Here is a 23165-nt window from a genome sequence, read left to right on the forward strand (position 1 = left end):
GTTCAGGCTGGTTTTGGGATAGCGTTCCACATGCGATTACGCATTTCGCGGATATTGTCCAGTGCGTTGGTGCCTGCCATTGTCATAGTGAAGAACCGTTTGCTACGCCCGCCACGCTCGGCAGTAGCACCGCCCAGTCGTGACGACAGCAGGCCTTTTTCTTCCAGTCGGTGCAATGCGGCGTGCACAGCGCCCAGGTTGACGGAGCGTCCCATTTGCTGCTCGATTTCATGGGTAATCGCCGCTCCGTAAGCGTCCCCGGCCAGGATGGCAACGGCCAGTAACACCACCTCCTCAAATTCTCCCAGGTAGGTTCCTTTCATAAGGGTTTTATTATTTCTTTAAATGTATAACAAATGGCGTGCCGATGCTGAAAGTGGCTATATTGTGCTGTAAATGCAGTTTTTACGAACTACACCTGTCCGAAACCGGACAGTACGTGCAAATGCCGGACAATGCCTGCGGTCGTTTGTGGCGAAACCCGTTTCTTTGTTTCCATTATTCACAGAACTGCCTGTTCATGGTTTTCGATTTTCGGTTACAAGTTTTCCAAACTGTCGCCCGTCGCCTCAGCTTCACAAGGGCGGCTGCCGAATTATTTATCAGCCAACCTGCGGTGACGAAGCATATCCACGAGCTGGAAAATCAGTTGAAAACCAAACTATTCGACCGGGCGGGCTCTAAGATCAGTCTGACGCCCGCGGGGGAGATATTGCTGCATCATGCCGAACAGATTTTTGATATTTACCGCAACATAGAATTCGAGATTAGCAGTTTGTCGCAGCGTAGCAGCGGTAAATTGCGGCTAGGGGCGAGCACCACGGCGGCGCAATACATCCTGCCGCCGATTCTGGCCGCTTTCCACAGGAAGTTTCACAACATAGAGGTCACACTTACGACCAAAAATACGGAGGAGATCGAGCAGGCATTACAGCATAAGGAGATCGATCTCGGTGTAATTGAAGGTTTTTCCAAGAATACCTCCATTAAATACACCGAATTCCTGAATGACGAGATCGTGCTGGTGGCGAATAACAAAAACCCGTTGGGCGCGACAGGAACGATCGGGGCCGATGAACTTCGCCAAATCCCGCTACTGCTTCGTGAGCCGGGATCGGGTACGCTGGAAGTGATCGCGCATGCATTAAAGTCGGTAGGGCTGGGATTAGGCGATTTGAATGTGGAAATGCAGCTGAGCAGCAGTGAGAGTATGAAACTGTACTTACTTCATTCGGACGCCATGGCGTTTATTTCGGTACAAGCGGTTTTAAAGGAGTTGCAAAACAAAGAGTGCCGCATTGTGGACGTGGAAGGGCTTTCTATTGACCGCCATTTTTATTTTACATCCCTTCACGGCCAGCAGGAGGCACTGCCGGAGCTTTTCATGCGGTTTGCGTTGTACCAACGAAAATAAACTTCGTTTCCAAACAGGATGATCGACGTACAAATTATCTTTTCTTTATAATGAGAAGGTGTTTGATAGAGTAGTTCTGGCGATGATCCTATTTTATTAGACCGTGTACTGTACAATCAACTCTGCTCGAAAGGGTTGAATTATTTTTGTTAAACTATCTATGTTAAAAATCACATTAAGCGTATCGGCCTTCCTGCTTTTGCTGTGGAGTTGGTCAGGCTTCCCCGACAAAGAAGAAAGGACTGAAACGCGCACGCTTACCCGAATCGACTCTCTCCCCAATGCTGCCGCCTGGCCGGCAGAACTCGACGTAACGCATTTTGCGGGGCATGACCTAACGCCAAGTCCGGCATGTCTCGCGGTAGCACCAACAGGTGAAGTCTTCGTGGGTGTCGATATGATCGGCTCACTGGGCAAGACACCCGGAAAAGGCAGCATCGTCAGGCTCGTGGATACCAATAACGATGGCAAAGTAGACCAGCACACGACGTTTGCGATGCTGGATAACCCGCGCGGGATCATTTCTCAGGGTGATCAGGTTTTCGTTTTACACACCACTTTTTCACAAGAAACCGGTAAGGCTTCCGGCATGGACCTGGTAGTTCTGGAAGATAAAAACCACGATGGCGTGGCTGACGGCCCGGCCAAACCGCTTGTCCGGAATGTGTGTTCCCCCAAATTCCTGCAAAGCCGCGGCACCGACCACGCTACCAACGGTATCCGAATGGGTATCGACGGATGGATCTACATTGCGGTGGGCGACTTTGGTTTCCACGATGCAGTGGACGCTTCCGGTAAGAAAATGACGCAACTGGGCGGCGGTATTGTGCGTGTTCGTCCCGATGGGACCGAAATGGAAGTTTACACGCACGGCCTGCGCAATATATATGACGTGGCCATTGATCCCTACATGAACGTTTTTACCCGCGATAATACGAACGATGGTGGAGGCTGGAACATCCGTTTTAGTAACCAGATCCAGACGGGCGAATATGGGTATCCGGTGCTTTTCAAGCATTTTACAGAAGAAATTATTCCCGCATTGATCGACCTTGGCGGCGGTTCGGGAACCGGCTCGTTGTTTATAGACGATCCTACCTGGCCGGCCAAATATAACCGGGTGCCAATGATGGCCGACTGGGGCCGTAGCCAGGTATATGTGCATCGCATCACGCCTGATGGTCCTACATTTCAGCAAAAGGAAGAGGAATTTATTAAGCTCTCGCAAGTTACAGATCTGGACATCGATGCCTCGGGACGTGTTTATCTGGCAGCCTGGGACGGTGCCGGTTATTCTGGTAATCCTGGTAAAGGGTTCATCGTACGCACTGTGCCCAAGGGATGGCAATACAAGGCATTCAAAGACATTAGCAAGTCGTCGGTGAAGCAGCTTGCCGCATTGTTGCGGTCGGAAAGTGCAGTACAACGGCTGGCGGCGCAGCAGGAGTTGCTCAAACGTCCTGCCAAAGAGGCTACGAAAGCGGCGTGGGCCGTTGCGGTAGATAAAAAAGCGCCTTTGTACGTGCGCGTTGCTGGTATGTATACATATGCGCAGGCGGCAGGAGCGGACGGTATCGATGACCTCTCGAAACTGGCTTCGGAAGACGAAATGCGCGAATATGCATTACGTGCGCTGTCCGATCGCAAGCCGTTTGCGTCGAAAGTGGCCGTCGAGCCTTTCCTAAAAGCGGTTGAAACAGGCAATGCCCGGGAAAAAGTGGCCGCTGCAATCGGATTGGGCCGTTTGGGCAAACCAGAGGCTGCACAAGCATTGCTGAAAATAAAGGTTCCAGCTTCATTCGTTGCTCCTGCAAAAGGCACTGAAGGTCCGCATGCTACGCCGAATTCGACCATCGTAACCCCGCACATCGCGGTACGCGCATTGGTAGCATTGAATGCGGTGGATGCCTGTGTAAACGCGATTGGCACCGAAAATTCGACCATCGCATTGTGGGCATTGCGTTATATGCATGACCCCAAGGCAGTCGAAGGACTAATCGCCGCATATGGAAAAACCAGCGACAAGGTATTGAAAGACCAGATCATGACCACTTTGGGAAGGATTTATAAGAAAGAGGCCGACAACGACGGTTCATGGTGGTGGAGCACGCGCCCGGATACGCACGGGCCGTACTATAAAGCGGTGGAATGGGAATCGTCGTCGAAAGTGAAAGATTTCCTGTTGAAAGAATGGAATAGCGCCGGCGATAAGCAATTCTTTGCCGATCTGAATGCGCGAAACCGTATGGGTATTACCGAATTTGGGGGAGAGGAAGTTGTTGCGGCGAAAGAGGAAGTGAAGGTCGATCTGGAAAAAATTCGTAATAAAAAGGGTCAGGTTGGAGAGTCGTCGATCGAGGATGTGATGCTGGCGATGGCGAAAATCCAGGGTGATCCGGCGGTGGGTAGGAAGCTGTTTACCAAGCAGGGATGTGTCGCTTGCCACAGCCTTAGCCGCAGTGAAGTGATGAAAGGACCATTTATGGGCCAGGTCGGTTCGATTATGAACCGCGAACAGATCGCCGAGTCGATCCTAAAACCGAATGCGTCTATTTCGCAGGGCTTTGCTTCGGTGCTGATTACGACCAAAGGCGATAAAAGCTTTATGGGCTTCGTTTCGGAAGAATCGGCGGAAAAGCTGGTGATCCGCGACATTACCGGGCAGGTAAACACCATCAAGGTTGCCGATATCGCATCGCGCAAAGAAATGGAAACCTCGATGATGCCGCCGGGCTTGGCCAATGAGCTATCTTACGAGGAGTTTGCATCCTTAATCACATTCCTGTCACAGCAGAAAAAATAATGCGAAGTTTTTGTAGACAGACAGCCAACCCGAAAATGGCAGATGGTTGCTTTTTAGTATTCAATTTTAGTAAAATGGTAGCCTTAAATTGAGAAATCGCCATATTTCGACGATTTTTTGCGGTAAATCGGTCATTTTTTTGCTCAAAGTGCAAATTTAGCCTTAATTTAGTCGTCTGATAGAAGTAGTTTGAAGTTGTTGAGTTTAAGTACCCGTTGCGCTCATTGTCTATTACTCAACGTTACATATATATCATCCCCGGCCAGCACAATTCGCCGGGGTATTTTTTTTATTCGGTAATATCGCTAATCCGGTACTTGCGCATTCTACTTCCAGTAACCGTGGCATTTTACAACCTGGCGAAATCCGAGTGAACTCAGTATGTAACTAGGATCGGTCGTGACATTCAGGATGCCTGCCGATGCTAGGTGCGTTTTTAGATTTGAATATGGCTAACTCTGAAAAAAACCTAAGGATCTGTCCGAACGGGCACCGGTACTATAAAAGCAGCGATTGCCCGACTTGCCCTGTCTGTGAGGCGGAAAAAAATCCAACAAGCGGTTTTACGGTGCTCATTAGTGCTCCCGCGCGAAGGGCACTTGAAAACAACGGCATTCATACGATGGAAGAATTGGCTGCAAAAACGGAAAAGGAATTGCTCGGTTATCACGGGATCGGTCCAAATGCGATAAGCAAACTCAAAACGGCACTGGAAGAAAATGGAATGTCTTTTTTGAAATCCTGACTTTAAACAAAGAATATGGAGTCCCCGGAAGTGTGGAGGCAAAACGAACAACCTCCGCCAAATGCGGGGGATAGTGACCAAAATGACCATGAATGCCTCTTCATCCGGCACATTTGTTACGGCTTCCGGCGCGTCCCTGTTGTATCACGCGGCGGATTATAGCCGCTTCGAATAACTGTCTTCTTACGTTTGACCGTGTAAGAAGTTGTATCGGCGTCGGGGCGGCCCGTGCTGCTGCGGCTACCATCGATGCTGCCTGTTGAATTGACGGCACCATTATCGTTCAGAATCGGGCCGGTTTCGGCGTTGGCGGAGTCTTTCAGGATGGCGTTAAGGTCGGACGAGTCGGCTGTTTTGACCTGATGCCTTTTTGTTTTGCGTTGATAACGGTGTTCCTGTGTCGAAGACTTTGACCGGCTATCGCCCGATTGTGCTTGCGCACAGAACGGGATAGTGAATGCCAAGGCCAAAATATAAAAGATGAGCGATTTCATAAGAATGATTTTTAGTCTGCTAATTCTGAATCTCTTAAAATACCATTCCAGCACGAAACTTAACCTGCAACCGAGATGCGGTGTTTACGGCGGTATTCTCCCAAACTCATTCCTTTACCTTTTTTAAAAAAGCGGTTCAAATGGCTTTCGTCGGTAAATGAAAGCTCGGTAGCAATTTCATTCATTCGCATATTGCTGTGTAGCAGCCTGGTTTCCACCAGTTTTAATCTCGAATTCACAATGTATTGCTGCATGGTTTCATTGGTGTGTTTCTTAAAATACCGCCCGAGGTATGATTCGGATATACCGAAGTGGCCGCTGATCTGTGCGGCTTTGATCTTTTCGGGGTGGTAAATGTTTTCCTGAATGTATTGCAGGATATCGACCGCTTTCTCCTCGCTGCATTCGGTGATTTTTTCGGGCAGGAACATGGCAATATTCCGCGCGACAAGGATGATCATCGTATTGATATATTGCCGGATTAAATCCTGGTTGTACATGTCCCGGTTGACATACTCACGGATAATCGCTTCCACCAGCGGCTTGATGATACTCTTGTCCGTCTGGTTTTTAAGAATACATCCGGGCTGGTGGCTGGCATTTTGCAAGATGAATTCCAGCCTTTGCAGCAAGTCTTCCCGTTGCGACGCGCTCACAAGCGACGAGTTCCGTTTGATATACACATCATTGAATCGTATGAAAACAAACTTGGTGGTGGTTTCGATGTCAAAAGAATGTGAATCCTCGGGTGTGAGCAGGAACATGTGGCCGGCATTGTACCGGAAAGTGTGCTGGTTGATGATCTGAATCCCGGTGCCGCCAAGAATGTAGATCAGTTCAAAAAAATTATGCTGGTGCGTGGGTTTGGGACATTCGTCGAGCTCCTTGCAGATAATCTCGAAGGGTTCATGCAGGTTTTCTTTCATTGTTGCTGAGAGTATACCGGATTTTGGAAAGTTTGTACCGTGAAACTACCGAAAATGCGGTACAAATTTGTATTGTCAAACACAAAATCTCTAATATCATGAAAGCAACATTTTTGATTGATACGAATCAACCACTCATTATCAAGGAAGTGGAAACGCCTGTTCCGACCGCTAACCAGGTGTTGATCAAACTTGCCTACTCAGCATTGAACCACCGGGATGTGTGGATCCAGAAAGGCCAATATGCAGGCCCAAAGGCCGGCCTGATCCTCGGGTCCGACGGCTTTGGGACTGTAACCGAAATCGGCAGCAATGTCGACCCTGCCTGGATGGGAAAGGCGGTGATCATCAATCCAAGCCACGACTGGGGAGATAATCCAGCTGCATTTGGAGATCAGTTCAAAATTCTGGGTAATCCCGAGCCTGGCACTTTTGCCGAGTACATTGCGATGGATGTGAAATATGTACATGAAAAGCCAGTGCATCTTACCGATGTAGAAGCAGCTGCATTGCCATTGGCAGGAGTCACCACTTATCGCGCGTTATTTACAAGGGCCGCGCTCAAAGCGGGCGAGCAGATATTGATTACCGGTATCGGTGCAGGAACAGCACTGCTTGCCCTGCAATACGCAATCGCGGCCGGGGCGAAGGTTTATGTTACCTCAGGCTCTCAGGATAAGATCGACAAAGCCAAGACGCTAGGGGCGACGGATGGCTTCAACTACAAAGAAGCGGACTGGTTCCTGAAAGCCAGAGAAGCGACCGGCGGTTTCGACGTTGTGCTCGACAGCGCGTCCGGGAAAGGATTCGGTAGCCTGATCGAAGTGGCTAAGCCGGGTGGGCGAATTGTATTCTTTGGCGGAACCGATGGCCCCATCGGCAATATCATTCCGAATAAAGTGTATTGGAGAAACCTTTCAATACTTGGCACTACAATGGGAACCTTGGCGGAGTTTAAGGATATGCTAGCCTTTACGGAGAAACATAATATCAAACCGATCGTCGATAAAGTGTATCCGGCCCTGGCCGACACCCAGCAAGCCTTCGATTACATGCATGAAGGCAAGCAGTTTGGGAAGATCGTTTTGACGAACCAATAGTCAATTCACAGGTGGCCGTCGGCTTCGGACAGCCACCTGTGCAGACCTATTCTAATGTAATACCATCCAAATCTTCCAGCCGTGCAATGAGCGCCCAGCCGTAAAAGTCATTGGCCAGGGCAATCATCAATTCATTTTTTCCCGCTTTAAAGGGTATTATAAAAGAAGTATTTTCAATAGAACACCGGCCCGCGGGTTCTTTCATGATCGGGGATCCGAAAGAATTCTTGTCGACATATAGATAACGCCCGTTCAAAAACACCCACACATCGTCGCTGAAACCCATCGCTATTTTCTTTTTCTGATCGGTTTTGGATTGGATATTCACCTTCATCCACACGATCCTACGCTCTTTACTCATCCCGAATTTGCGGGTGAGGTTGATCATACCTCTTCTTTCGGCCCAGATCGGCTCCCAGACCGTTTCGTTTTTTGGGGCGTAGTCAATGCTGAAATCCACATTTTTGGGCAATGCCGCCGGTTCGGTCACTTGCCACTTCCGCAGGTAACGCGGGTCGTGTGAAACCGGGTCGGGACCAGCATAGGAGGGCAGGCTCTCGGTCTGTCCGGGCTTGATCACCAGGTTGGAAACAATTCCTTCGCCTTCGAACGCAAAGGTGCCTTCCTTCACATTGCCTTCCAGGCATGGTACCTCCATGGTCGGTTGCTGCATGTCATTGACGTATACCCTAAGCTGAAGACCCGACACAACCAGTTTTACGTGGTTCCAGGTTTTGTTCTGAAAGTTGGCCTTGCCTTGAAATTGAGGAAGAAGGTCCCAAAGATTAACGCCATCGATATTGGGGGCATATTGAACGGCTTCGATGCCGGTAGTGTCGCCAGCACGGTGTGTCCGGAAGTAGAACAGCTCATTTTCCTTAGCGTCTTTATATCGAAAATAAAAAGAAGCAAATCGTTGATCCGTAGGGATATAGTCAAATTCGATAGTACCGTTCGAGAACACGGTGTTCTTTAAAATTACCTGGCCTTGCTTGGGCAGGATTTTCAGCGCTGGGCGGCCGTCATGGGTTGTGAATTCGGCATTAGCTCCCGGCGCGTCCCAGTTTTCGGCTGTGAGCGGTACGTTGATGACCGTGGAAGTGTAAGTTGACGGAGTTTTTGCAGCTTTTTTTTGTGCAAATGACGGCGCAGCAAAACAGGTGAGCGCGGCAATAATAAGGGTCTTTTTCATGGCCTTTTTGATGTAGATAATAATGATGTTAAGTTATCGAGCAGTTTTCTTGAATATCCCCGCGCGGAGTTGCGTTCCTTCCGAACCGGATATGGGGTTTAGATAATCCTTGGGCAGGCCGTTTACGCCCACTTCGCTGAGCAGCAGTTTGCCCGTTTTCCCGACATTACGTTCGGTATGCCCGTTCCGCTCCGCTGGTACTGCGCCATTTCCGGCATAGTAGCCCATGTAGTGCTTCAATCCCGTAAAAAGACAGTCGGAGAACTCGTATTTGGGGAAGGTGTTCTCTTGCCGCAGCCACAGGTATTCGCTGTCGGCGACGATGTTGTTTTGGAATATGAACGGATGATTGAATGGTCCATACCAGACAGCCGCTTCGTAGGCTCCGGAAATAATGGAGTATGTCAGCGAGAAATCTTTGATGCCTTTGAAGAGAAGCAATGCATTCTTAATCCCGAAGAAAATACAATGATCTACATGCGTTGCCGCGCCGTGCGCCCAGATGCTTCCTTGTATGGGTGCGGAGTTTTTTTCGCCAATAAAATAGCATTGCGATACGTTCAGGCCGGTGAGTGTTGAGTCCTCGCGGTTAATGGGGTAATAATATTTGACATTTGGGTTGGGATTACCGAGGAATTTCAGCCCACGGATACTGACATGGCCGGTGGCGATAAGCAAGCCAATTGCGTGCGGAAACTGGGTGGTGGAATTGTTAGAGGAAATAGATTGGATCACGGGCATTTGGGTAGGTGTCCAATCCGCATCGTCGGGCATAATGGCTGCTTCGATCGTCAGCCACGCCTCTTCCGTATTCGGCTTGTCGATGGTGACTTTATCATTTAACACATACAATCCCGGTAACACTTTAATCGTGACATTTTCATTCTTATTGATGACTCGTGCATGCTCCATTGCTTTCGTGAGGGTGGCTAGCGGAGCGTCCTGGCTGCCAGGGTTCAAGTCGCTCCCCTTTTGTACATCTACGAAAATGTTCTGAGCAGACAAATGGTACCTGGCAAGCAGCAGTATAATGCATAATAAATAGCGTAATTTGCACATGTCTTTGATGTTTGTAGGTTGGAGTTCAAAGCAGCCATTGTCGGCTACATTTGCAAACATAGCGTGGCGTCCCTCGGAAGACGTTTCAAATGCAGATCAAGTTTTGTCAAGTTGTATCATATTCATTTTCAATGATTTCTGAACTGAGTGAATTGCAGCGGTGTAAGGGCATCATCGAGCGAAAACTGGATTGGGGACCGGCAGATGCCTGGCAGACGACCGATTTCGAAAACCTCAGTGAGTTGATTTTGACAGAAACCGGCGTATCGCTCAGCACAAGCACGCTTCGCAGGATTTGGGGCAGGGTGGAGTATAACCATCTGCCGAGTACCACTACTCTGAATACACTGGCGCACTTCGCGGGCGGCGGTGACTGGCGGACATTTGTGAGGCAAAACAAAACCAGCACAACGCAACCGGAACCGGAACCGGAAGCGATAGCATCACAGCAAAAGCCCAGAAGCTGGAAACAGCTTGCCTGGATCGCAACGGTCGTGCTCGGGATCATTGTCGCGAGTATGCTAGCGTTTGATAAGGGAGAACCGCAGTTGGAAAAGAATACATTTAGGTTCGGGAGTCAGCCGGTAACCCGCGGTATTCCGAATTCGGTCATTTTTACATACGATGCGTCCGCCTCACCGACGGATTCGGTGTCTATCCAACAATCGTGGGATAACAGCAAAAGGGTGCTGGTTGATAAAAACCTGCACAAGCACACGTCGGTATATTATGAGCCGGGTGCGTATGAGGCCAAGTTACTCATCGGAGATCAGGTTGTGCAGCACCATAAGTTAATTGTCGGTACCGATGGTTGGGCGGGGTTGATAGACCGACCGAAAATGCCGGTTTACCTAAAAAGAAATGAGTTCCTGCATTCCGATCACCTTGGGACCAACATGAAGGTCATTGAGCAAAAAAACATCCCAATGCAACCGGACCCGCCGTTAATCAAGTATTTCAATGTGGGTAATTTTGAGCCTGTGGCGCTTCAAAAGTTCTCGTTCTCCTCTGAAGTCAAAAGTGAATATAGCGAAGGGGCAGCCGCTTGTCAGTTGACCTACATTTCGCTGATGACCGATGATACGCCCATTGTTATTCCGCTTTCGGTCAAAGGATGCGTTTCCGATCTCAATTTGCTGAGCGTGGATGATTATGTTTCCGGTAAAAAAGCGGATTTGTCGGCATTAGGTGTCGATTTTTCTAACTGGGTCCGTGTTTCCTGCGAAAGTTCAGGCGGAAAAATAAGGTATTCGATCAATGGCCGGCAAGCATTTGAATTTCCCCTTCCCAGCCGTCCGATTCGGATAATTGGTGTAGCATTTGGTTTTCGCGGCACCGGGTCTATCCGTGGCGTAAGCCTGAAATCGGGCGAAAAGCTCGTTTTTGAGGCCATGTAAAATCGGTTTCGGATGTGCCGTAGGCTGATTTCACACATGCATTAACTTAAAATCTTCTCAGGTCCGTTGACACGATGTGCGGCTAGGTCCGCCGAGCGGGTTAGGATACACCTTCGGCCCCTGCAAACCACGGAAATGCAACGAACGGACGCAGCTATATGCAACCGATTCGACCTTGATAAGACACGTTCTTACGCTGCCTGGCGATTAGCCAACCGAATAATTTTTTTCAAAATCACTATCTTCGGCGTTTCAAACGATTTGCTGTTACGATGGACAACAATCCTGTCAGCCTTAGAACTGTTCATGTGCTCCGTTATTTGACCCCGCTTCGGGAGGGCGGTTCGCTGCCTGCAATTACAGAGGCGGATGATGATTTTTTATATGTGCTGAAATTCAGGGGGGCCGGTCAGGGAACGAAAGCGCTGATCTCCGAGCTGATAGGAGGTGAGCTGGCGCGATTTCTCGGACTGAGGGTTCCTGAAATTGTGTTCGCCAATCTCGATGAAGCATTCGGGCGAACCGAGCCTGATGAAGAAATTCAGGATCTGCTTAAAGCCAGCACGGGTATTAACCTGGGTATGCATTATCTGTCGGGTGCTATTACTTTCGACCCGGTTGTGACGAAAATAGAGCCGCGGCTCGCTTCCGAAATCGTGTGGCTGGATAGTTTTCTGACGAACGTAGACCGTACCGCCCGCAATACGAACATGTTGATGTGGCACAAGGAATTGTGGCTGATCGATCACGGCGCTGCATTGTATTTTCACCACTCATGGCAGAATTGGGAGGAACAGGCCAGGAGGCCATTCGTCCAGATCAAAGATCATGTGTTAGTGCGCAATGCGACCTTGCTGGATGAAGTGAATGCCGAATTTCGGGAACGGCTCGCCGGTGGCATCATACCGGAGATCGTGGCACTTATTCCCGATGACTGGCTGTTGAGGGACGCTCCTTTTGAATCCGCCGATGAGCACAGGCAGGCTTACGTCACGTATCTGCAAGCCCGCCTGGCAGCATCCGAAATCTTTGTGAAAGGAGCGCAGGATGTCAGATAATTTTCTCTATGAGTATGCGGTTCTTCGCATCGTGCCCCGTATGGAGCGCGAGGAATTTATTAACGTTGGAGTTGTACTGTATTGTCCTTCGCGTGGTTTTCTTGCATGTTGTTCCGAAATTGATCCTACCCGCCTGAATGCATTAGCCCCCGACACCGATCCATCGGAGATTGAGGGCTATCTTCATGCATTCAAACTCATTTGCGACGGGAACCGGCAAATCGGCGGCCCTATTGCTGCGCTGCCCGTGGCATCCAGGTTTCGATGGCTTACTGCTACCCGCAGTACCGTTTTGCAATCCTCCAAGGTTCATCCGGGTTTCTGCAATGATCCGGAAACGACATTAAAGCGCCTTTTTGAGCAACAGGTCAGGTGATCTGTTACTTCAACTTCAGGTATTGTTGTACCAGCTCCTTTTTTCGTCGCGAAATCTCGATCCGTGAGCCGTCAGATAAAAGCAGGAACTGATTATTGTGAGTCACCTGCTTGATATACTTCGGATTAACAAGGTGCGATTTATGTGTGCGGATGAAATTGAATTCGCACAGCATTTCGTCAAAATGTTTTAGTGTCTTGCTAGCCAGAAAGGGCCGCTTTCCGATCAGGTGAATGGACGTATAGTTTTTGTCTGCTTCGAGCCTTAGGATTTCATCCAACGTAAAAAAGAACACTCCCTCACTCGATGGTACCGCCAGCCTGAACTCACGGATGTTTTTCTTCTCGATATTGTGGACCAGATTGTCGTATAACTGTTGGGTTTGCTGTTTGGATTTTTCCTTCGCTTTTTCCAGATGGCGGTCAATGGCAGATTGCAGTTCTTCGGGATCGACCGGTTTAAGCAGATAATCTAATGCGCTGAATCGGATGGCCTGGATTGCGTATTGGTTGAAGGCAGTAGTAAATACAATGTCATAGGCGGGATTTTTGCGTGCTAGTAAAAACTCGAACCCGTTTTGGTGCGGCATTTCTACGTCAAGAAAGACGATGTCTGGCTGAAAATCTTCGAGCACTTTTAAAGCTTCTTCAACCGATTCGGCATGCCGGGCCTCAACCTCCTGCGAAACCGAATTGCTCAGATAATGATTCAGGACATTGCGTGCTTTCTGTTCGTCATCGATAATTAATGTTTTTAGCATAACGTATAGGGTATTTTAGTGTATAAATGGGTGCGTTTGTGTAAAATCAGACATTATCCAATGACGTAGAGAGCTCTACGATCACGGTGGTTCCTGTGGCATTTTCTTCATCGTCGTATTTGTCGACAAACTTCACAGAGGCATGCCTGCCTTGCCGGGAGATCAGATCGAGGCGATCTTTTGCAATTTGTAAACCTTTGGACTGGTGTTTTTTGGTGAGTGCATTCCTTGCCTTGATCTCAAACGACTTCTTCCGTCCGATACCGTTGTCTTCGATAACACATTGAAAGACTTCGTCACTGATCCTGCTGAATGAAATTTTGAGTTCACGATTGCCGTTTTTATGCATCAAGCCATGCCAGATGGCATTCTCTACGTAGGGTTGAAGCAACATTGATGGCAGGAGAATATCATCGGCTTCCAGGTCTTCGTCGACCTCGATACTGTACACAAAGCTTTGTTCGAACCGCATTTGTTCTAGTTCGAGATAGAGTTGTAGCACATTTTTCTCCTCCTCCACCGTCACAAGATTTCTGTCGGAGTTGTTGAGAACCATCCGGAACAGTTTCGAAAATTTGTTGAGATACTTGCTTGCCTCCCCATATTTCTCGGTAACAATGCATTCCTGGATGCTATTAAGGCAATTGAACACAAAATGGGGGTTCATCTGCGCGCGCAACGCCATTAGCTGGCTTTCCGCAAGCATGCGATTGATTTCGAACAGCATGATTTCCTTTTGAGCGGTGGCTTCCTCGGCCTGTGCCTCGGCTATTTTACTACCGCTTATGGAGGCAATCGTTGTCAGCGCACGGGCATGCTCTTCATTGAAAAAATTCCCTTTGCTGTGTTTTGAGTCCAGTACGCCTATTACCTTTCCATCATGCATAATGGGCACGGCTATCTCGGACAGTTTCTTCGTATCTACCGGAATATACCTGCCATCTTTCAAGGTGTCAGGAATAACGACCGTCCTTTTGTTTTCGGCAGCGAAGCCCACTATGCCTTCTCCGAGTGAAAGCTCCAGCGGATATTCGATTTCCTTTTCGATAGCGTCCTTCGAAGTGTAGGTTGCCTTTTGTACTAACTTCTGACGTTGTTCGTCCCATAAGAACACCGTGCAATCTTCAAAGTGTAGTTGTGAAGTACAGTTACGGGCGATGTCCCAGCAGATTTCATTGACTGCATTTTCCCCGTAAACTGAATTAGCGAAATATTCGATGGTTTTGGAAAGCTCTTTTTTCTGTTTTCGGCCGATGTATCCACTGTAAGCCATGTATAAAAACAAGAATGAGAGGCAACCTACAAGCATCAGGAACCACCATGTTTGCCACCAGCTGGGCAGGATGTGAACCTTTATCGCCGTAATCTGCTGCATCCATCGCCCGTTTTCGTCTGTGCTTCTAACTTTGAAAGTATACCATCCCGGTTCCAGACTATTGTAGCTTACCCTAAGATTTCGTCCTGCGTTCACCCAGCTTTCATCTATCCCAACCAGTTGATAACTGTATTGCAGAGAGGGAATGTCGCGGTGGTAGAGGGAAGTATATTGGAACGTTATAAAATCCTGGTCCGCCCTCAACTCAATAGTAGATCGTGAAAAATCGGATATTTCGTGTCCAAATACGCGTAACGATGTGATAAGCGGAGGCCGTTGTACATGTGTGATGGAAAATTTGAACGGGTCTATCTCTACAATGTGATCAAGCATTACAGCATAGACCCTGTCCCGATCTACGGTGAGATGGTTCCAATAATCCTGGAGCGTTTTGCCCAATTCTATTTTCACCCTGGTGACTTCGTGACTGCCTGGGTAAGTAAAGAACAGTCCGTCTGCGCTGCCTCCCCAGAGCGCGCCACGGGCATCTATTGCAAGATTGACTGAAAGGGCAAAAGAAAAATCGAGGTTATAATTAATACTGTCTAAAAGTTCACCACGACGATTCATTTTATAGACCCCCCTGTTCAGCATCGATACCCACATGTCGCCATTTTTATCTTCAATGATTTTTCCAGGCCTGAAATTTTTGGGATCTTCTACGTTGATGAGCGAAAATTTATCATTTCGAATATCGAAATTCAGCAGCCCTACATGATCCATTCCAAAAACTATGTTGCCATTTCTCAGCTTGGCAAAGCATGATACGTTAGTGTATTGGAATGGCCCATTTTTCGAGCTTTTCCCGTCAAAATGCTCGCATAGGTTAGTTTTCTGATTGAAGCGGTAAAGGCCGGAGTCTTCGACATGAAACCAGATTTTTCCTTCCTGATCAACAAAAATCAAGTTGGTGAAACCCGATCTGGCTTTTCTTTCGATCTGAGTACAATGTTCGATTTTGTCAGATTTTTTTGGTATAATGAAAACTCCTGCTGCCCCGCATACCCACCAGTCTTCACCTACTTTTGCGGCCATGAGGAACTCATTCTTTCGGAGGCTGTCATTACTGATGATGTACCTTTTGAAATCCTGTCGTCCTCTTTGGAGCTTTATAATTCCATCTTCCTTTGAAACCATGATCAGGGAGTCTTCAATGACCATATGGTTTACCTGCGCGAATCCGGTTTCCAAAAAGAAGGGGAAGCTAGGTAGCTTGTAGATCTTTTGAAACGGCGAATTGCTCGGTAATTTACTCACGCCGTTCAGTGTAGCAAACCAAAGATTTCCTTCTGAATCTTCAATGACATCGTAAAATCTCCTGTATGCAATGGAATATGGGGCGTCTTGGCTATATGGAATCGGCAAGATCGGTTTCCCAGGTTCTTTAAAGTATTCAGCGTAATTCAGCGTTGAGATCCACAACCGATCCCGTTTGTCAATGAATAGTAAGTTGCTGGCAGCGGCAATTTTCTTGCCCTGCACTTCGGGATAAGTTGTGACTTGCTTGCGCTTAAAATCGACATAATTGAGCGCAGGGTCCGTGTGTGTCGAATACCACATATTATTCCTGGAATCAAGTGCGATGGCGGTTACAGATCTTTCTGACAAAAGGGGCGCGTAAAAAGGACAGTTAGTGCTGTCATAGACTACGTTCTTAACGCAGTCAATAAAATAACTCTGCGTGCCGCCAACCCAGAATCCGTTTCTGTAGGAATCCCAGCAAAACGTACCCCGGTTGAAAAGGTATGGTTCAAATTCGGATAGTCGACCGGCACCTGGTATAACTTGGTCGATAGATGTGACTTTGTTGTTACTGAACAGGAAAATTTTTCTGTCGCACAGGATCCATAGACGTCCATAGCCATCCGGCTTAATACCAATGATATTGTCTTTCGATAATTCGGCAAAACGTGCGTCCGTTTTGTAACTACTACTTTCTTTATTAAATACTTTAATACCGTTGGTGGTGCCTAACAACAGGCTACTTTCACCATCTATCGGTTCAATTGCTGTCGTTACAACTCTTCCATTTTTCTGGCCTTCATATCGTTTTACAAAATTCCCATCGTACCTGTACAGACCATTTGCGGAGCCGATCCACAAGAATCCTTGTTTGTCCTTATATAAGCATCGTGAAAATTTGGTCAGCAACCCGTCAGACTCATTTAGATTCTGAAATATAAACTGCGCAGACAAGTTACCGGTGGATATCAAAAATAGCCAGAGCCAGAGCGTCAAGCGTAGATGCATGCAGAATGATATTTTTTCTTTGAATACGTAAAGTAGGGATATCTTGACTCAAAGTAAATACTAATGACCGAAAGGTGGTTGTGGATTTGTAAACGGTCTGTCGCGGACGATGTGAGAGTTGTAAAAGTGAAAATGGTGCAGCTCAACCTAACTAATTTGACCATTGGTTAACTGATATTTTACCGTTCAATCATCCAATTTTTATTCCCTGGCAGTCTCAATAAACTTGCTTAAGACACCACTGGTAACCTGCTATTCATCAAAAACTGGTCAATTGTTTATGACTCTCTATCTAACAGGAATTTTAATCGACTGCACGGCCATCCTCGCAACGGGAGGCTACTACATATACTGTATCGTAAAAAGTAAGGAGTTAGACGAGCCGAGGCATTACTACTGGATTATAATCGTATCCATTGGCGGAGTTCTCGCAGCATCGTTGTATTACGTTTGCATGAGTGATTTGACCACCGCCTCTATTCTGGCATGGGTAATGGCGGTGCCTGTAACGGTCACGACCCTGTTCATTCTGCTAATCATCATTTTTCGCCCTGACTGGAAATGAGCCCGCTCTGACAATCAATGGATTTGCAGTTAGTATCTTACCATTCCACTATTTTCCGATTACTCTCCAATTTGTGCCTGCTGATCATCGGATTTGTTAAGATCCAACCCGAATAAGTAAATTATACGGTGGGGCTGGTTCAACCCATTCAAAAGCCTTTTTACCAGGTCAAACTGTAAAGAAAAGATTAAATCAATAACAACAGAAACAACGGATTCTATGAAACGATTTGTTCAGCGTTGGTTTGGGCTGTTCTATCTGGTCATTCTAAAAAACAAAATCAAATACTTCTGATGATCAAAGAAGCCAGCATTTAGTGTGTGTATTGTGTGAATTCCGGAACCATTCTTGCGCGTCCGGAATTTTTTATGCCCAATCGAATGCGCGCTCATACTTAAGAACGATGATCGCCAATGGTGGTAAAGTCAATGGTATAGACTCTATCCGGTCATGTTTAGGGATGGGGTAGCTTTCGATTGCCTCCCGGCATGTGATGTCGGCGCCGCCGTAACGGAGATTGTCACTGTTTAAAATTTCCTGATAGTAACCCGGCCTGGATACCCCTATTCTATAATTTTCCCGCACCACGGGAGTGAAATTGGCTACAAACAAGAGTTGATCTGCTTCCGAAGATCCCTTTCGAATCCACGAGAGGACACTATTGGTAGCGTCCTGGTTATCGACCCATTCAAAGCCGTCACTAGAAAAGTTGCGCTCGTAAAGCGCTGGTTCACTGCGGTAAAGTTCGTTGAGGTCCCGGATGAGCTTTTGAATTCCCTGCTGTGCAGCATGCTGGTTTTCGTTCCAGTCGAGGCTGTAATCATGACGCCATTCGTGATTTTGCCCGAATTCACCTCCCATGAACAGCAGTTTCCCACCCGGATGCCCGAACATATATGCATACAATAAACGCAAGTTGGCAAAACGCTGCCAATCATCACCGGGCATTTTGTTCAAGAGTGAATATTTGCCATGTACGACCTCATCATGAGAAAGCGGCAATACGAAGCGCTCTGAGAATGCATAATTTAAACTAAATGAAATCTGGCTCTGGTGATGGGAGCGATACACCGTGTCCTTTTGGAAATAGGACAGGGTATCATGCATCCAGCCCATCATCCATTTCATGTCAAAACCTAACCCACCGTTACTGGCAGGATGTGTAACACCCGGCCACGCGGTAGATTCCTCCGCAATGGTAAGCACGTCGGGAAACGATTGGTGAACGGCCGAATTAAATTCCTGGAGAAACTCAATCGCTTCCAGATTCTCGCGGCCGCCATAGCGGTTAGGTATCCATTCGTTTTCTTTCCGGGAATAGTCAAGGTAAAGCATAGATGCCACGGCATCTACGCGCAGGCCGTCGATATGAAATTTGTCCAGCCAGTAAATAGCATTGGAGATCAGAAAGCTTTTCACCTCATGCCTGCCGTAGTTGAAAATAGCACTTTTCCAATCGGGATGAAAACCCTGCCGGGGATCGGAATGTTCATATAAATGTGAGCCATCGAAATAGCTCAGGCCAAATTCGTCGGTTGGGAAGTGGGAAGGTACCCAATCGAGGATCACGCCGATTCCGGCTTCGTGCAGGGCATTAATGAGGAACATAAAGTCTTGCGGCGTTCCATACCGGCTGCTCGGAGCAAAAAAGCCGGTGATTTGGTAGCCCCAGGAACCGTAAAACGGGTGCTCCATAATCGGGAGAAATTCCACGTGCGTAAAGCCCATAAACCGGCAATATTCAGGAAGCTCTGCCGCCAGTTCACGATAAGTCATCAGCCTGCCTTCCTCTTCGTGGATCCTTCGCCAGGAACCCAAATGGATTTCATAGATGGATAATGGAGCATTCAGCGAGAGTCCCTTCCGTTTTGCTAGCCATTCCTGATCGCTCCATTCGAAATGCAGATCCCATACGATCGATGCTGTTTTCGGAGGCGTTTCCCAATAAATGGCATACGGGTCGCCTTTTTCCACCTCGTAACCATTGGCTGATCGGATAAAGTATTTATAACGTTCGCCTTTTTCGACACCTGGAACAAATCCTTCCCAGATCCCGGACCCATCATCTCGTACCGAAAGTGAATGTGCGCCACGGTTCCAGCCGTTGAAATCTCCGATTACAGCAACCTCAATCGCACTGGGAGCCCAGACTGCGAAATGCGTTCCTTGTGCGCCATCCTCGATTCGGATATGTGCGCCAAGCTTATTGTAGATATGATAATGATTACCGGATCGGAAAAGATCGGCATCGTAGCCGGTAAGCATCGGTTTTACTTCCTTTTGTTCTGTCATAACTCATTTATTAAACAATCACGCCGGCCTCATTTTTATCCAGGATGGCCCTAATGCCTCTCATTGGCACCATCACCCATGATGGTCTGTTATTGACTTCATAATTCAGCTCGTAAATGGCCTTTTGAAGCAGGAATGTCTTCAGCAAGATTTGCAGGTCACCTTTCTGATGAGGAATAATAGGGCTGTCGCCGACTGTCTCAAGGTAAGCCTTCAGAAAGAAGCCGCTCATGTAATGGTACCATTGCTCCACAAATGGCAGCAGCTTGCCTACATCTTCGGGCCTGATTTGATTGTCGAGATACAGACTGCTATGCGCAGCATAATGAAACGACCGGAGCATGCCTGCAACGTCGCGCAGGGCCGAGCGTTTCAGTCGGCGTTCGCTATAACTGCGGGCAGGTTCTCCCTCAAAATCTAATAGCACGAAATCTTTGCCGGTAAAGAGCACCTGGCCTAAATGATAATCACCGTGAATACGGATTTTGGCCGTGTCGATCTTGTGGCTATATACCTTTTTAAGCTCGGTGAGAATTTCCTCTTTTAGCTGCATGGTTTCCTCTGCCACTTTCCGGATTTCCGGACCTAGTTTTTTCAAATTGCGGTTCAAGCTTTGGAATGCTACCCGCACAAGCGATTGCAGGGACGAATATACCGATCGCTGGTAGTGAAGCGAAAAGTCTTCCGGTTTGAAGTCCGGATGCTCTTTTTCTCCGGCTAATGCCAGATGCATTTCCGCGGTTCGTACTCCCAGCAGCCGCGCTTGTTCGGCTGCATGCACATCCAGCAGTTCTTTCAACATCTCGGGAATATCTTCGAATGCAACCGGATCGGTAAGCGTGCCACGGAGTTCAGTTGGAAGTTCCAGGCCGATCGTCGATAGGATTTTTTCATTGAAGCTATCCAGGCGGTCGAGCATATTGGCCCACGCATCGGTAGCATTGCTAACCATTTCCTGCATCATGCCAAGCACCATCGAATCCTTTTTGTATTTCCATTCTATCGCGCCAATGTAAGCCGGGATATTCTTGAAGCGCGCCTTATTGGTCAGGTATTGCGTGATTTCTACATCCGGATTTATTGCCCTGTCCACTTTTCGGTAGAGTTTGAAGAAATACCTTCCGTCATAAGTGATGGAAGTATTGCTTTGTTCTCCCGAGAGTACACGTGGTTTGATCCGCTCGGTTTCCTTCAAATGCTGCGCAAGCTGGCGGCTTGCCGAGAAGTGGATTTGGCTGTTTTTAGCATTTAATTTCTCATTCCCGGCCATATTCTGGATGAGTGCTTGTTGCAGCTCAAGTCCGTATATGGCGTCAAAAAGTACCGCTTCTTCCTCCCCTTTAATCTTTATCCTAGCCAAAACAGCCTGTGGACAGTTTTCCCGGACACTGACCGCGAATGGCTCCTTGCCCCAGGCAACAGGAAGCTGGTACATTTCCGGCAAGTCATTCTGATACGAAATTTCCAACAGCAGCAGGTAGCAAGGCGGATTATCACCGAGAGGAATAGCGGCGTGCGATATGATAGCAACCCTGTCGAGTCCTTTCCCCTTACCGCCAAACCATCTCATCTTCATCAGGTAGGATGGAAGAACACTGGTTTCCAGTTTTTCAAGCACTTCCGGTTCCACCAGGTCTTTCCATTTGTCGAGATTGATTAATGGAAGTTCTTCGTTCTCATCTATTTCCGGGTGTGTTTTTTGCATTAAAAAGCATTGACAGCCATAAGCTTCCAGTGTGAAGAAATAGGGTGTGTTATCTTTCACACCAGGAAACTTGTTTCTACTGTAAATTTCCACCGGCTGAAACCCCTTGTATTGATCCAGGTCCAGCTCAACGGGCTGCGGGAATCTCGACAGGTTGGCAATCACCAGCATAGTCTCGTCCTCGAAAGTCCTGGTATATGCCAGTACTTTTGAATTTTCGTGGTTCAAAAACTTAATGTCACCCCGACTAAATGCCTTGTACTTTTTACGTGTACTAATGGCGCGCCGCATCCACCACAGCAACGATGACGAATTGCGTGACTGCAATTCCACATTGACGGATTCATAGTGATACTGAGGATCGAGAATCAGCGGCAGGTACAGCCGTTGGGGATTGGCCTGCGAAAAGCCCGCATTGCGATCCGGAGTCCACTGCATGGGTGTGCGTACGCCATCACGGTCGCCAAGGTAAAAGTTATCGCCCATCCCGATCTCATCGCCGTAATAAATGATCGGCGTTCCAGGAAAAGTGAATAGCAAGCTGTTAAGCAATTCAATTTTCTTGCGGTTGTTTTCCATCAAAGGTGCAAGCCGGTGCCGGATTCCCAGATTGATACGGGCTTTTGGATCTTTGACATACACTTTATACATATAATCCCGCTCCTCGTCGGTAACCATTTCCAACGTGAGCTCGTCATGGTTGCGGAGGAAAATTCCCCACTGGCAATTGTCCGGAATGGCAGGCGTCTGATCGAAAATGTCGGTTATTGGATATCTGTCTTCCATTTGCAGCGACATAAACATGCGCGGCATGATCGGAAAATGGTAGTTCATCTGGCATTCGTCGCCATCGCCAAAATAGGCGGCCGAATCTTCAGGCCACATATTGGCTTCGGCCAGCAATAAGGTGCCCGGATAGCGATCGTCGACGTATTTTCTGAGTTTTTTCAAATAGGCGTGTGTTTCCGGCAGGTTTTCGCAGTTGGTACCATCCCGCTCAAACAAGTACGGCACAGCATCCAGCCTAAACCCGTCGACACCCATTTTACACCAGAAATTGATGATCTTGAAAATTTCCTCCTGCACATCCAGGCTGTCGTAGTTCAAATCAGGCTGGTGGTGGAAGAAACGGTGCCAATAATATTGCTCGGCCTCGTTATCCCATGTCCAGTTGGATTTTTCGTAATCCTGAAAAATAATGCGGGCATCTTTGAACTGTTTGGGGTCATCGGTCCAGACATAGAAATTGCGGTAGGCCGAGCCTTTTGGAGCACGTCGCGCACGTTGAAACCATGGGTGCTGGTCGGACGTGTGGTTGATCACTAGCTCTGTAATGACCTTCAAGCCACGCTTGTGAGCCTCGCGCAGGAAGGCTTTGAACTCTTGAATATCGCCATAAGAAGGGTTAATCGTGTAATAGTCGGCAATGTCATAGCCATCGTCACGAAGGGGCGACGGATAAAAGGGGAGGAGCCAGATAGCCGTAACACCGAGGTCCTGGAGATAGTCCAGTTGCTCCATAAGGCCCTGAAAATCGCCTATTCCGTCACAATTGCCATCCTTAAAGGCTTTGATATGTAGTTCATAAATGATTGCATCTTTATACCAATGCAAATTTTTGTCGAGAGTTCCTTTCTTGTATTCCATGTGTTGT

At 47.8% G+C, this 23165-nt stretch carries 17 protein-coding genes; 8 read left to right on the top strand and 9 right to left on the bottom strand.

The window, feature by feature from the left end:
• Positions 1-2 precede the first annotated feature (2 nt).
• Complete coding sequence (locus LZD49_RS00340) at positions 3-323, bottom strand: PadR family transcriptional regulator (protein WP_234665316.1); 321 nt, start codon at positions 321-323, stop codon at positions 3-5.
• A 197-nt stretch (positions 324-520) separates the two neighbouring features.
• Between LZD49_RS00340 and LZD49_RS00345 the strand changes: the two genes are divergently transcribed.
• The 3 genes from LZD49_RS00345 (at position 521) to LZD49_RS00355 (ending at position 4962) form a co-directional block, all read left to right on the top strand.
• Entirely contained in the window at positions 521-1414 is an 894-nt protein-coding gene (locus LZD49_RS00345) for a LysR substrate-binding domain-containing protein (RefSeq protein WP_234665317.1), read from the top strand.
• Positions 1415-1574: 160 nt separating this feature from the next.
• Positions 1575-4217: a c-type cytochrome gene (locus LZD49_RS00350; protein ID WP_234665318.1), complete on the top strand. Its 2643-nt coding sequence runs from the start codon at positions 1575-1577 to the stop codon at positions 4215-4217.
• Between the two features lie 448 nt (positions 4218-4665).
• Positions 4666-4962 carry an RNA polymerase alpha subunit C-terminal domain-containing protein gene (locus LZD49_RS00355; RefSeq protein WP_234665319.1) on the top strand — a complete coding sequence of 99 codons (297 nt, stop codon included), beginning with the start codon at positions 4666-4668 and terminating at the stop codon, positions 4960-4962.
• A 116-nt stretch (positions 4963-5078) separates the two neighbouring features.
• On the opposite strand, the gene LZD49_RS00360 is transcribed toward LZD49_RS00355, so the two are convergent.
• Positions 5079-5456, bottom strand: coding sequence for a hypothetical protein (locus LZD49_RS00360; protein WP_234665320.1), 378 nt, complete (start codon positions 5454-5456; stop codon positions 5079-5081).
• Positions 5457-5515: 59 nt separating this feature from the next.
• Positions 5516-6382 (bottom strand): AraC family transcriptional regulator, encoded by an 867-nt coding sequence (locus LZD49_RS00365; RefSeq protein WP_234665321.1) that lies wholly within the window; start codon positions 6380-6382, stop codon positions 5516-5518.
• Positions 6383-6480: 98 nt separating this feature from the next.
• On the opposite strand from LZD49_RS00365, the gene LZD49_RS00370 reads away from it, so the two are divergent.
• Positions 6481-7482 carry a zinc-binding dehydrogenase gene (locus LZD49_RS00370; protein WP_234665322.1) on the top strand — a complete coding sequence of 334 codons (1002 nt, stop codon included), beginning with the start codon at positions 6481-6483 and terminating at the stop codon, positions 7480-7482.
• Between the two features lie 46 nt (positions 7483-7528).
• Here the strand turns inward: LZD49_RS00370 and LZD49_RS00375 are convergent, their stop codons facing one another.
• Positions 7529-8674 carry a DUF1080 domain-containing protein gene (locus LZD49_RS00375; protein ID WP_234665323.1) on the bottom strand — a complete coding sequence of 382 codons (1146 nt, stop codon included), beginning with the start codon at positions 8672-8674 and terminating at the stop codon, positions 7529-7531.
• A gap of 33 nt (positions 8675-8707) precedes the next feature.
• Positions 8708-9733, bottom strand: a complete 1026-nt coding sequence (locus tag LZD49_RS00380) for a hypothetical protein (RefSeq protein ID WP_234665324.1) — start codon at positions 9731-9733, stop codon at positions 8708-8710.
• Positions 9734-9864: 131 nt separating this feature from the next.
• On the opposite strand from LZD49_RS00380, the gene LZD49_RS00385 reads away from it, so the two are divergent.
• From LZD49_RS00385 to LZD49_RS00395, 3 genes are all read left to right on the top strand, one after another.
• Entirely contained in the window at positions 9865-11130 is a 1266-nt protein-coding gene (locus tag LZD49_RS00385) for a hypothetical protein (RefSeq protein ID WP_234665325.1), read from the top strand.
• A gap of 272 nt (positions 11131-11402) precedes the next feature.
• Positions 11403-12188, top strand: coding sequence for a HipA family kinase (locus LZD49_RS00390; RefSeq protein ID WP_234665326.1), 786 nt, complete (start codon positions 11403-11405; stop codon positions 12186-12188).
• Positions 12178-12564 carry a DUF3037 domain-containing protein gene (locus LZD49_RS00395; protein ID WP_234665327.1) on the top strand — a complete coding sequence of 129 codons (387 nt, stop codon included), beginning with the start codon at positions 12178-12180 and terminating at the stop codon, positions 12562-12564. The genes LZD49_RS00390 and LZD49_RS00395 overlap by 11 nt, the downstream gene beginning before the upstream one ends.
• A 4-nt stretch (positions 12565-12568) precedes the next feature.
• Here the strand turns inward: LZD49_RS00395 and LZD49_RS00400 are convergent, their stop codons facing one another.
• Together LZD49_RS00400 and LZD49_RS00405 are read right to left on the bottom strand one after the other, a co-directional pair.
• Positions 12569-13324: a LytTR family DNA-binding domain-containing protein gene (locus LZD49_RS00400; protein ID WP_234665328.1), complete on the bottom strand. Its 756-nt coding sequence runs from the start codon at positions 13322-13324 to the stop codon at positions 12569-12571.
• A 46-nt stretch (positions 13325-13370) separates the two neighbouring features.
• Positions 13371-16949 (bottom strand): histidine kinase, encoded by a 3579-nt coding sequence (locus LZD49_RS00405; RefSeq protein WP_234665329.1) that lies wholly within the window; start codon positions 16947-16949, stop codon positions 13371-13373.
• Between the two features lie 280 nt (positions 16950-17229).
• Here LZD49_RS00405 and LZD49_RS00410 point away from each other — a divergent pair, with 280 nt between their 5' ends.
• Positions 17230-17514, top strand: a complete 285-nt coding sequence (locus tag LZD49_RS00410; protein WP_234665330.1) for a hypothetical protein — start codon at positions 17230-17232, stop codon at positions 17512-17514.
• A gap of 366 nt (positions 17515-17880) precedes the next feature.
• On the opposite strand, the gene glgB is transcribed toward LZD49_RS00410, so the two are convergent.
• Both glgB and treS read right to left on the bottom strand, forming a co-directional pair.
• A complete protein-coding gene (glgB, locus tag LZD49_RS00415) occupies positions 17881-19806 on the bottom strand; it encodes a 1,4-alpha-glucan branching protein GlgB (RefSeq protein ID WP_234665331.1) in 1926 nt (641 codons plus the stop codon).
• A 10-nt stretch (positions 19807-19816) separates the two neighbouring features.
• On the bottom strand, positions 19817-23158 hold the full coding sequence (gene treS, locus LZD49_RS00420) for a maltose alpha-D-glucosyltransferase (RefSeq protein WP_234665332.1): 3342 nt from the start codon (positions 23156-23158) through the stop codon (positions 19817-19819).
• Positions 23159-23165 lie beyond the last annotated feature (7 nt).

It is taken from the genome of Dyadobacter sp. CY261, from assembly GCF_021440085.1.
GTDB lineage: Bacteria > Bacteroidota > Bacteroidia > Cytophagales > Spirosomataceae > Dyadobacter.

Bases quoted from the DNA above. Each gene is read 5' to 3' on its own strand.
- LZD49_RS00340 (WP_234665316.1), bottom strand. From the start codon at position 323: ATGAAAGGAACCTACCTGGGAGAATTTGAGGAGGTGGTGTTACTGGCC.
- LZD49_RS00345 (WP_234665317.1), top strand. From the start codon at position 521: ATGGTTTTCGATTTTCGGTTACAAGTTTTCCAAACTGTCGCCCGTCGC.
- LZD49_RS00350 (WP_234665318.1), top strand. From the start codon at position 1,575: ATGTTAAAAATCACATTAAGCGTATCGGCCTTCCTGCTTTTGCTGTGG.
- LZD49_RS00355 (WP_234665319.1), top strand. From the start codon at position 4,666: ATGGCTAACTCTGAAAAAAACCTAAGGATCTGTCCGAACGGGCACCGG.
- LZD49_RS00360 (WP_234665320.1), bottom strand. From the start codon at position 5,456: ATGAAATCGCTCATCTTTTATATTTTGGCCTTGGCATTCACTATCCCG.
- LZD49_RS00365 (WP_234665321.1), bottom strand. From the start codon at position 6,382: ATGAAAGAAAACCTGCATGAACCCTTCGAGATTATCTGCAAGGAGCTC.
- LZD49_RS00370 (WP_234665322.1), top strand. From the start codon at position 6,481: ATGAAAGCAACATTTTTGATTGATACGAATCAACCACTCATTATCAAG.
- LZD49_RS00375 (WP_234665323.1), bottom strand. From the start codon at position 8,674: ATGAAAAAGACCCTTATTATTGCCGCGCTCACCTGTTTTGCTGCGCCG.
- LZD49_RS00380 (WP_234665324.1), bottom strand. From the start codon at position 9,733: ATGTGCAAATTACGCTATTTATTATGCATTATACTGCTGCTTGCCAGG.
- LZD49_RS00385 (WP_234665325.1), top strand. From the start codon at position 9,865: ATGATTTCTGAACTGAGTGAATTGCAGCGGTGTAAGGGCATCATCGAG.
- LZD49_RS00390 (WP_234665326.1), top strand. From the start codon at position 11,403: ATGGACAACAATCCTGTCAGCCTTAGAACTGTTCATGTGCTCCGTTAT.
- LZD49_RS00395 (WP_234665327.1), top strand. From the start codon at position 12,178: ATGTCAGATAATTTTCTCTATGAGTATGCGGTTCTTCGCATCGTGCCC.
- LZD49_RS00400 (WP_234665328.1), bottom strand. From the start codon at position 13,324: ATGCTAAAAACATTAATTATCGATGACGAACAGAAAGCACGCAATGTC.
- LZD49_RS00405 (WP_234665329.1), bottom strand. From the start codon at position 16,949: ATGCATCTACGCTTGACGCTCTGGCTCTGGCTATTTTTGATATCCACC.
- LZD49_RS00410 (WP_234665330.1), top strand. From the start codon at position 17,230: ATGACTCTCTATCTAACAGGAATTTTAATCGACTGCACGGCCATCCTC.
- glgB (WP_234665331.1), bottom strand. From the start codon at position 19,806: ATGACAGAACAAAAGGAAGTAAAACCGATGCTTACCGGCTACGATGCC.
- treS (WP_234665332.1), bottom strand. From the start codon at position 23,158: ATGGAATACAAGAAAGGAACTCTCGACAAAAATTTGCATTGGTATAAA.